Raw genomic sequence first — 8,989 nt, forward strand, 5'->3', positions numbered from 1 at the left:
ATCATGTCGGGTATCCAGGGCAAGGTCATCGCGATCACAGGTGCCAGCAGCGGCATCGGCGAAGCGACCGCGGCCTACCTCGCCGAGAGGGGCGCCCGGCTCGTACTCGGCGCTCGCAGGGAGGACCGGCTCAACGCGGTCGTGGACGGCATCACGGCCAAGGGCGGCACCGCCACCGGCGTCATCGTCGACGTCACGCGCCGCGAGGATCTCCGGCGCCTGACGGACACGGCCGTCGAACAGTTCGGCCGGCTCGACGTCCTCATCTCCAACGCGGGCACGATGGCCGTCTCGCCGTTCGACGACCTGCGCCAGGACGACTGGGACGCCATGGTCTCGACCCACATCACCGGCCTGCTCAACGGCATCGGGGCGGCCCTGCCCGTCTTCCGCCGGCAGCGCTCCGGCCAGTTCGTCAACGTCTGCTCCACCGCGGCCTACGTCGTCAAGTCCCCCCAGGCGGTCTACGCGGCCACCAAGACGGCGGTGAAGGTACTCACCGAGGGCCTGCGCCAAGAATCGGGTCCTGACCTGCGGGTGACCCTCGTCTCGCCCGGCTTCACCAACACCGAGGGCGTCGGCAAGGGAGCGAGCCCCGAGGTCGCGGCCGCGATGACCCGGCAGCGCGACGAGATCGCCATGCCGCCCTCCGCCGTCGCCTCCGCCATCGGCTACGCGATCGAGCAGCCCGAGGGCGTCGATGTCAGCGAGATCGTCGTCCGGCCCACCGCCCAAGCCTGACAACGCCCCAGGAGCCGCTCGCATCCGCGCCCGCGCTGTCGGCGCCATTGTTTACCGAGTTGTGCCGGTGTCTGCGCCAACCAGAGGCTGGCCGGTCGACCTGTGTGCGCAACTTCTCGGCCAGCCGGCCGGGGGCCGGGCCCTGGGGTGGGGGAGCGTCGTAGCGGGAGGTCAGGCGATCTTTGCCATGACGCGGCGGCCGTAGGCCTTGCTGACCCGGACGACGATCATCAGCATGCCGACCAGCATGACCACCGAGAGCACCGGGACGAGGTCGACGGGCAGGGTGTACGCCATGACGATGCGGGCCGCGGAGTCGATCAGGAAGGCCGCGCCCCAGGCCACCGACATCCAGCGCATCACGCTGCGGAAGCGGGCGTGCTGCTCCCAGTTGGAGTGCCAGGTGCGAGCGGTCTCCTCGGGCAGCATCTTGACCATCGTGGTGAACATGAAGGGCCGCTTGGCGAACAGGGTGCCGATCATCCACACGCCGAGCAGGCCGGTCAGGTAGCTCTCGCGGGCCAGCAGCAGCCGGGCGTCGCCGGTGACGAGCGTGATGGCGGTGCCGCAGGCCATGACGCTGAGGGTGAAGAGGGTGACGGCGGCGACGCGGCGTTCGGTGACCATCTTGTACACCAGCTGTCCCAGCGGCAGGGCGCCGCTGATCAGCAGCGAGAGCCACTGGCCGAGGCCGGCCGCCCGCAGCCCGTAGTAGAGCCCGAGCGGCACGCCGACGTCCATGAATGCCGTGCGGATCAGGGCCGCCTTGGGGCCCTTCGGGTCCTTCGCGTCCTTCAGGTCCTTCGGGTCCTTCGGCTTCGCTCCGGTGTCCTGCGGACCCGCGTTCTGCTGCGGGGCCGCGGCGGCCGGCTGCTGCTCGTCGGCCTGCCGCGCGTTCGTCCGCTGCCGCTGCCGCTGCCGCTGCCGCTGCCGCTGCTCCACCGTCATCACCGTGTGTTCCCCTCGCCTTGCCTCGACCGGCCCGTTCCGTTGTCCGGCCGCCTTCACATCCATGACGCTACGGGGCGGGCCAGGGCGTCGTAATGGAGCTGTGAGCACACCTGGGGTGGAGAAAACTCCACCCCAGGAGCCGTGGGCTGCCGGGGGTGGGTGTGGGGCGGTGGAGGTCAGGCGGTGGCGCTGCGGCGGGCCGCCGTGGTCGTCCGTCAGCCCTGGGGCGCGTTCAGGTACGCCAGTACGGCCAGCACCCGCCGGTTGTCGCTGTTGTCCTGCATCAGCCCCAGCTTGGTGAAGATGCTCGCCGAGTGCTTGCTGACGGCGCTGTCGCTCAGGTGCAGCTCCTGCGAGATGCCCGCGTTGGACCGGCCCTCCGCCATCAGCTCCAGCACCTGGAGCTCGCGCGACGTCAACGACGCCAACGGCCCGTTCCGCTCGCCCCGGGCCACCAGCTTGGAGATCACCTCGGGATCCATCGCGGTCCCGCCGCCCGCCACCCGGCGCAGCGCGTCGACGAACTCCTCGTCACTGAAGACCCGGTCCTTGAGCAGGTACCCGATCCCGCCCCGCCCGTCGGCCAGCAGCTCGCGCGCGTACAACTGCTCCACGTGCTGCGACAGCACCAGCACCGGCAGCCCCGGTATCTCCCGGCGCGCCGCCAGCGCCGCCTGCAGCCCCTCGTCCGTGAACGTCGGCGGCAGCCGCACGTCGACCACCGCCACGTCCGGCCGGTGCTCCAGCAACGCCCGCGACAACCCCGGTCCGTTGTCGACGGCCGCGACCACCTCGAAGTCGTACGACTCCAGCAGCCGCACCATCCCCTCCCTCAGGAGGTACTGGTCCTCGGCGAGGACAACACGCATGGCAGCTCCATGGTCACTATGGTCGGGCCGCCCACCGGGCTGCTCACGAACAGGTCTCCGTCGAATGTACCGAGCCGCCGGCGCACGCCCCGCAGGCCCGTTCCCTTGGCGAGATCGGCCCCGCCGCGGCCGTCATCGGTCACCGTCATCCGCAGCACCCCGTCCGAGTGCCGCAGGTCGATGCGCACCCGGGAAGCCCCCGAGTGCTTGGCGGCGTTGGCGAGGACCTCGCACACCGCGAAGTACGCGCACGCCTCCACCGGCGCCTCCGGCCGCCCGGCGACGTCCACCGTCACCTCGACGTCCAGCGGGCAGTCCAGCGCCACCGCCCGTACCGCGTCGCCCACGCCCCGCTCCGCGAGCACCGGAGGGTGGATGCCCCGCACCAGGTCCCGCAGCTGCGCCAGCGCCGTCGACGACTGCCGGCGCGCCTCGGCCACCAGCTCGCGCAGCTCCGGCGCCTCGTCGCCGAGCCGCCGCTCGACCACCCGCAGCGTCATCCCGATCGCCACCAGGCTCACCTGGGCCCCGTCGTGCAGGTCCCGCTCGATCCGGCGCAGCTCGGCGGCCTGCACCCCGGTGGCGTCCGCGCGGGTCTCCGTCAGCCGCTCCACCCGCCGCGCCAGCTGGGCGTGCCGGGTCGGCCGCAGCAGCAGCAGCCCGAACCGGGCGTGCGCCCGCAGCGCGTACGGCGCCGCCCACGACGCCGCCGCCGCCAGCACCGCGCCCACCGGAGCCGCGGCCCACGGGACGCCGGCGAGCGCCTGGCCCGGCGGCACTTGCCGCAGCGCCTCGTCCCAGAAGGTGTACGGGCCCGTGCCGCCCGTCACCCCGTCCAGCACGCTCGGCACCACCAGCCCGAACAGCGAGAACCCCACCACGGCCAGCGGCGCCAGCAGCAGCACCGCGGCCGCCACCGGATTGACCACCAGCCACACCAGATCCCGCCACACCGCCGGATCCGTCAGCGTGTGACGCATCAGCTGCAACTGCCGCACCAGGTACGGGGCCCGGTACAGCCGCCGCCCGTACTGGTAGTAGCCGTCCGCACCGCGCTCCACGGGCTCCGGCGCGGCGAGGTAGGGCACCGGGATCTCCACGCCCACCCAGTCCCCGGCCAGCCGCCGGTACAGCGTGACGAAGCGGTGGCTGAGCTCCACGGTCTTCAGGTAGAGCACCACCAGGCCGGTGCACAGTCCGACCACCAGTGCCACCACCTGCACGGCCGCCAGCACCGCGCCGGCCACCGACAGCAACGTCAACAGGGCTCCGGCGCCCAGCAACCGCAGGCGCCTGCCCAGCGTGCCCTCGTCGGACACCACCGGCGCCGCGACCCGGCGGGCCAGCAACAGCCGCGTCCAGCACCCGTGCACCCACAGCACCAGTGGCCCCACGGTCAGCCCCGTCGCGACGGACACCAGCCCGGCCCCCGCGACCACCGCCGTACCGGCCCACGCCGCCCCGGGCGGCGCGACGCCGGCGACGGCCCGGCTCGCGGCCGCCACCACGCCGTACAGACCACCGCCCACCAGCACCACGGGCAACGCCGCGACCGGAACCCCGGCCAACGGGTCGAGCGCGAGGAACGCCAGGTCCCGCCGCGTCGCCGGATCCCGCCGCATCTGCCGCACCCGCCGCTGGCGCAACGCCGAGCCGTACGAGGCGTACAGCTGCCTGCCGTCGCGGTACAGACCGCTGTCACGCCGGCGGGGCTCCGGCGGCTCCGGCAGATAGGGATCGTCCACGGGTACGTCCGACCACCGGCCGGCCAGCTCGCGCCGCAGCCGCGGCAGCCGCCGGACCACGTCCAGCACGCCCACCGCACCCAGGCCCACCGCGACCAGGGCGGGCACGAAGGCCGCCAGCCCCACCAGTCCCAGCGCCACCAGCGCCACGCCGCGCAGCGGCGCCGCCGCGTGCGCCCGCAGCCTCATCAGGGCGCCGACCGCTCCGGTCGGCGCCTCACGTCGTTCTTCCCGGCCGATCGGAGCAAGCACCGGGCCAGTTTGGCACGCCCGTTCGAGCTCTTCGGCCTCAAGCGGTTGACCAGGCCGCGAACGCGCGCGGATGTTAGCTTCTTTGCCGTGGTGGAGCACCAGGAGGAGACCAGGGCGGCCTACGACGGGATCGTCGAGCTGTACGCGTCGATGTTCGCCGGCCGACTGGAGGCGCAGCCGTTCGCGCGGGCCATGATCACCACCTTCGCCGAGCTGGTGCGCGGGACGGGGAACCCGCGGGCAGCCGACGTCGGGTGCGGGCCCGGACATCTGACGGCCATGCTGCACGACCTGGGGCTGGACGCCTTAGGGCTCGACCTCTCCCCGGCGATGGTCGACCACGCCCGGCGGGCCCATCCGGTGCTGCGGTTCGACGAGGCGCGGATGGAGGCCCTGCCGGTCGAGGACGGCGTACTCGGCGGCGTACTGGCCCACTACTCGATGATCCACACCCCGCCCGGGGAACTGCCCGCGCTCCTCGCCGAGCAGGTGCGCGTCCTGGCGCCAGGGGGCCTGCTCCTGGTCTCGTTCTTCGGGACCGACGGACCGGAGCCGGTCCGCTTCGACCACAAGGTGACGTCCGCCTACAGCTGGCCGGTGGACCGGTTCGCCGAGTTGCTGGCCGGAGCCGGGCTCGTCACGTTCGCCCGGCTGATCCACGACCCGGCCTCCGAACGGGGCTTCCTCGACGCCCACTTGCTGGCCCGCCTCGGCTGACACGCGGTGACGGGGCCCGCGTCAGCTGTCGGGAAGGCCGGGCAGCCGACGGAGTTCGAGCAGAGCCACCGCGATCTTCACTGCGGTCGAAATCGTCAGGGCCTGCAGGAACGGCATCCCCATGAGCCACAAGGCCACCATCATGACCGTGAGCACCAAGAACGCCGGTAGCAGATTGGTCCGCCTGATGGCAGTCCGCAGGTGTGCGGCTCTGCCCCGTCGCTGATCCTCCGTACCGATCGGGCGCGCGGTGATGCCCTCCTCCTCGGATCGTGGCATTGGCTGCTGCCCTCCCTTCCCTCGTACTCGTCTCCCGCGACGAGCCTTGGGTGCGACTGGACGGACTGCCACTGCTGCCACCCCTCCCCGCCGCCATCCGACGTACAGGTTCACCTCACCGGTCCAGGCGGGTGACCGCTCCCGGGGCCGGGCTCGTGGTGGAGAGGGAAGCGGGCATAACCGGTCGAGACCGTCACAGTTACACGGATTCATTACGGGCCCCTGCCGAGAGTTCAGCAGGGGCCCCACGGTATGGAAAGCCGAGGAGGGCCGGGCCCCGTCCTCGATGAGCGGTATGCCGACCGACGTCAGCTACCGTCTGCTGCCGGTCTGACGGCCCGGCCTCACGTCAGATGCCGTGTGAAGAACTGACCCGCGGCGTCCCCCGCGAACTGCGGAACGCCTGTGTGCCCGCCGAGATGGGCGTGCAGGGACTTCTCCTTGGAGCCGAAGGCGTCGAACAGGTCCAGGGCCGCCTGCCGGTCGTTCCCTTCGTCGTCCCACTGCAGCAGGACGTGCAGGGGGATGGTGACCTGCCGGGCCTCCTCGAACAGGGCGCGAGGCACGAAACTCCCGGCGAACAGAACGGCGGCCGAGATGCGAGGCTCGACCACCGCCAGCCGGATGCCGATGGAGATCACTCCCCCCGAGTACCCGACCGGGCCGCCGATCTCGGGCAGCGGAAGGAGGGCGTCCAGGGCGGCCTGCCATTCCGGGACCGCCTTGTCGACCAGCGGGAGGACGAGGGCGTCGACGATCTCGTCGCTGACCGGCTCGCCGGCCTCCATCGCCCGGCGCAAGTCGGCGCGGGCCTGCTCGACGGCGGGCCAACGGGGCCGGTCGCCGCTTCCGGGGAGCTCGATGGTGGCCGTGGCGAAGCCCTCCGCCGCGGAGTGCCGGGCCCGGGCCACCAGTCGGGGGTGCATCCTTCGCAGCCCGAGGGGAGGGTGGCCGAGCAGGATCAGCGGCGCCGGTGCGGATGCGGATGCCGATGCGGGCGTCCACAGGATGCCGGGGATCTCGCCGAGGGTGAATTCGCGTTCGAGTACGCCGTCGTCGAGGCGCTGCTCGGAAATGAAATGCATGGTCGTGCCTTTCGGGAGTGCACTGGAACGGCGCTCCCGGACGACCTGTCTATCGCCCGACCGTGACCCCGGAGGGGAGCACCCATGTCGAAACTGCGTTCACGGGTACCACCTCCTCGTTCTCTCGCACGGCCTCCGCGAAAGTAGCAGTGGTCGCGGTGGTCCGCCAAACGAGTTTCTGCCAGAACTCGCCCTCTGCCGCCTCATCACCCACGGCGACTCGGCTCACGCCGTCCAGCCGTTGTCAGCGCCTACCCGGGGGCTCTGCGACTCCAGGCTGATGCCGGTCGGTCCCGGGTCTGAGGCGGACCCGTGGTGAGTTACGGATCGAGGCGGATGGCCCGGCGGGAGGCGGCCGCGAGGATGGGGTTGCCCGGTCAGTGAGACCTCAACCGCCAGGAGAATCCCGTGACTTACCTGCTCCGCCCCAGGACGTTGGCCCTCCCGGCCGTACTGGCCGCCCTCGCCGTAGGCCTGCCCCTGAGTGCCGCCCCCGTCGCCTCCGCCGAGCAGCGGGCCGACCGGGCCGCGTACGCGAGCGTCACGGGAAGCGCGGAGTTCGTCCTGCCCTACTACCCGGACCACGACGTCCGCTCGTTCAGCTTCGACGCGCACGGCGCCCCGTACACCCAGCCGCTGCCCGGAATCCCCACGGGACTTCCGACCGACGCCCGGGGCACGGTCAAGGTCTCCCACTACTCCGCCGAGCGGAACATCACCTACACGTCCGAAGGCCGCGTGGACTGCCTGGTCACGGGCCCCCACACCGCAACGCTGACGGCGGTCATCACCAAGGTGAGCCCGGGCGGCCCTGACGACCTCGGCAAGCGGGTCGGGTTCAGCGTCTACGACGGCGGCAAGGACAAGGGACGCTCCGACGACCGCGTGGGCTTCTCCTGGAACGGCGTGAACCTGCTGCCGGGCGGCGACACCCCTCCCGCGGACGCCCCCGTCGGCACCTGCATGGCTCCCGCCCCGTACGCCCCGGTGACCCAGGGCGGCTACACGGTCAGGCACGCGGAACTGCTGCCCCTGCCGAAGGACTGACACCCCCTGAGGATTCGGAGGATCGCTCAGCGGCGCGAGCGGCCGATGGGCCGCACGGCGGGGCGCGGGGTACTGGTCAACGTGGCGAGCATGGCCGCCTACCAGCCCAACCCGCAGCCTGGCCGCCCGAAGGCAGGTCACTCCGGGCCATCGGCCGGCTCACAGCCCAGGGAGCATGACGAAGGGCTGGAAGGCCGCCGCCATGACGGCGCCGGAGGCGCACCGGAGCGCATCGCCCAGCCCCCCGTACCCGACCGGATCGGGCACAGGATGTCGGGTACGGCAGGGTGGCTCCTTCCTAACGTGAGTGATCGAAAGGGAAGGAGGCCGGGATGCTGGAGCGGCTGAACCAGGCCATGGAGCACATCGACTGCCATCTTGACCGGCGGATCGAGGTGGCCGACCTGGCGCGGATCGCGGTGACTTCGGACTACCACTTCCGGCGGCTGTTCTCCGCGCTGGCGGGAATGCCGCTGTCGGAGTACATCCGGCGCAGGCGGCTCACGGTCGCTGGTGCTGAGGTGCTGGCCGGGGACCGGACGCTGTTGGAGATCGCGGTGCGGTACGGGTACACGTCGGGGGAGGCGTTCGCGCGTGCGTTCCGCGTCATGCACGGCGTCGGTCCCGGTGAGGCCAGGCGGTCCGGTGCGAGTCTGCAGTCCCAGTCCCGGTTGTCCTTCCGCCTTACCGTCGAAGGGAGTAGCAGCATGCGATACCGGGTTGTGGAGAAGGACGAGTTCCGCGTGGTCGAAAGGAAGGCGCGCGGCCCCCTCGTGTACGAGGGGGTGAACCCGGCCATCGCCGACTTCATCCGGGGCATAGGCCGGGAGACGCTGCAGCGCATTCAGAGTCTGTCCGATCAGGAGCCGCAGGGGATCGTGGGGGTGAGCGAGAACCTCGACCCGAGCCGGGCGGAGGGAACCGAATTCGACTACTACCACGGGGCGGTGACCCGTGCCGCCGTGCCCGAGGACATGGATGCGCTCACCGTGCCGGCCTGGACGTGGGCGGTCTTCGAGAACTCCGGGCCGTTTCCGCAGGCGCTGCAGTACCTCTGGCGTGACGTGTTCACGCAGTGGTTCCCGTCCAATCCGTACCGGAGCCGGCCGGGACCCGAGATCCTGCGGGTCCGCCTGTCGCAGGATGCCGCGCAGGCGGATGCGGAGCTGTGGATCCCCGTGGAGCGGACTGCGCTCTGAACGACGGCGTGGGGGGGGCCGGGGGCCCCGCACGCGGCGGGGCCCCCGGGGCGGGGGCTTATAAAAAACAGACGCTGCCGCCGACGTATGGGGTGGAGATAAAG

The 8,989-nt window shown here is 71.7% G+C and carries 9 protein-coding genes; 4 read left to right on the top strand and 5 right to left on the bottom strand.

The window, feature by feature from the left end; translation table 11 throughout:
- Positions 1–3: 3 nt before the first annotated feature.
- Positions 4–741, top strand: a complete 738-nt coding sequence (locus ACFV0Q_RS01235; protein WP_384998541.1) for an SDR family oxidoreductase — start codon at positions 4–6, stop codon at positions 739–741.
- A 171-nt stretch (positions 742–912) separates the two neighbouring features.
- Here the strand turns inward: ACFV0Q_RS01235 and ACFV0Q_RS01240 are convergent, their stop codons facing one another.
- The 3 genes from ACFV0Q_RS01240 to ACFV0Q_RS01250 form a co-directional block, all read right to left on the bottom strand.
- Positions 913–1,689, bottom strand: a complete 777-nt coding sequence (locus tag ACFV0Q_RS01240; protein WP_384998544.1) for a VC0807 family protein — start codon at positions 1,687–1,689, stop codon at positions 913–915.
- Positions 1,690–1,907: 218 nt separating this feature from the next.
- Positions 1,908–2,561, bottom strand: a complete 654-nt coding sequence (locus tag ACFV0Q_RS01245) for a LuxR C-terminal-related transcriptional regulator (RefSeq protein ID WP_384998547.1) — start codon at positions 2,559–2,561, stop codon at positions 1,908–1,910.
- Positions 2,525–4,558, bottom strand: coding sequence for a sensor histidine kinase (locus tag ACFV0Q_RS01250; protein ID WP_384998550.1), 2,034 nt, complete (start codon positions 4,556–4,558; stop codon positions 2,525–2,527). The genes ACFV0Q_RS01245 and ACFV0Q_RS01250 overlap by 37 nt, the downstream gene beginning before the upstream one ends.
- 87 nt (positions 4,559–4,645) lie before the next feature.
- Here ACFV0Q_RS01250 and ACFV0Q_RS01255 point away from each other — a divergent pair, with 87 nt between their 5' ends.
- Positions 4,646–5,275: a class I SAM-dependent methyltransferase gene (locus ACFV0Q_RS01255; RefSeq protein WP_384998553.1), complete on the top strand. Its 630-nt coding sequence runs from the start codon at positions 4,646–4,648 to the stop codon at positions 5,273–5,275.
- 21 nt (positions 5,276–5,296) lie between these two features.
- Here the strand turns inward: ACFV0Q_RS01255 and ACFV0Q_RS01260 are convergent, their stop codons facing one another.
- Both ACFV0Q_RS01260 and ACFV0Q_RS01265 read right to left on the bottom strand, forming a co-directional pair.
- Positions 5,297–5,554, bottom strand: a complete 258-nt coding sequence (locus tag ACFV0Q_RS01260) for a hypothetical protein (RefSeq protein WP_384998556.1) — start codon at positions 5,552–5,554, stop codon at positions 5,297–5,299.
- Positions 5,555–5,898: 344 nt separating this feature from the next.
- Entirely contained in the window at positions 5,899–6,639 is a 741-nt protein-coding gene (locus tag ACFV0Q_RS01265) for an alpha/beta hydrolase (protein ID WP_384998559.1), read from the bottom strand.
- Positions 6,640–7,047: 408 nt separating this feature from the next.
- On the opposite strand from ACFV0Q_RS01265, the gene ACFV0Q_RS01270 reads away from it, so the two are divergent.
- Both ACFV0Q_RS01270 and ACFV0Q_RS01275 read left to right on the top strand, forming a co-directional pair.
- Complete coding sequence (locus ACFV0Q_RS01270) at positions 7,048–7,686, top strand: hypothetical protein (RefSeq protein WP_384998562.1); 639 nt, start codon at positions 7,048–7,050, stop codon at positions 7,684–7,686.
- Positions 7,687–8,018: 332 nt separating this feature from the next.
- Positions 8,019–8,885 (top strand): effector binding domain-containing protein, encoded by an 867-nt coding sequence (locus tag ACFV0Q_RS01275; protein ID WP_384998565.1) that lies wholly within the window; start codon positions 8,019–8,021, stop codon positions 8,883–8,885.
- Positions 8,886–8,989: the final 104 nt, after the last annotated feature.

This window comes from Streptomyces sp. NPDC059564 (assembly GCF_042735575.1).
Classification (GTDB): domain Bacteria; phylum Actinomycetota; class Actinomycetes; order Streptomycetales; family Streptomycetaceae; genus Streptomyces.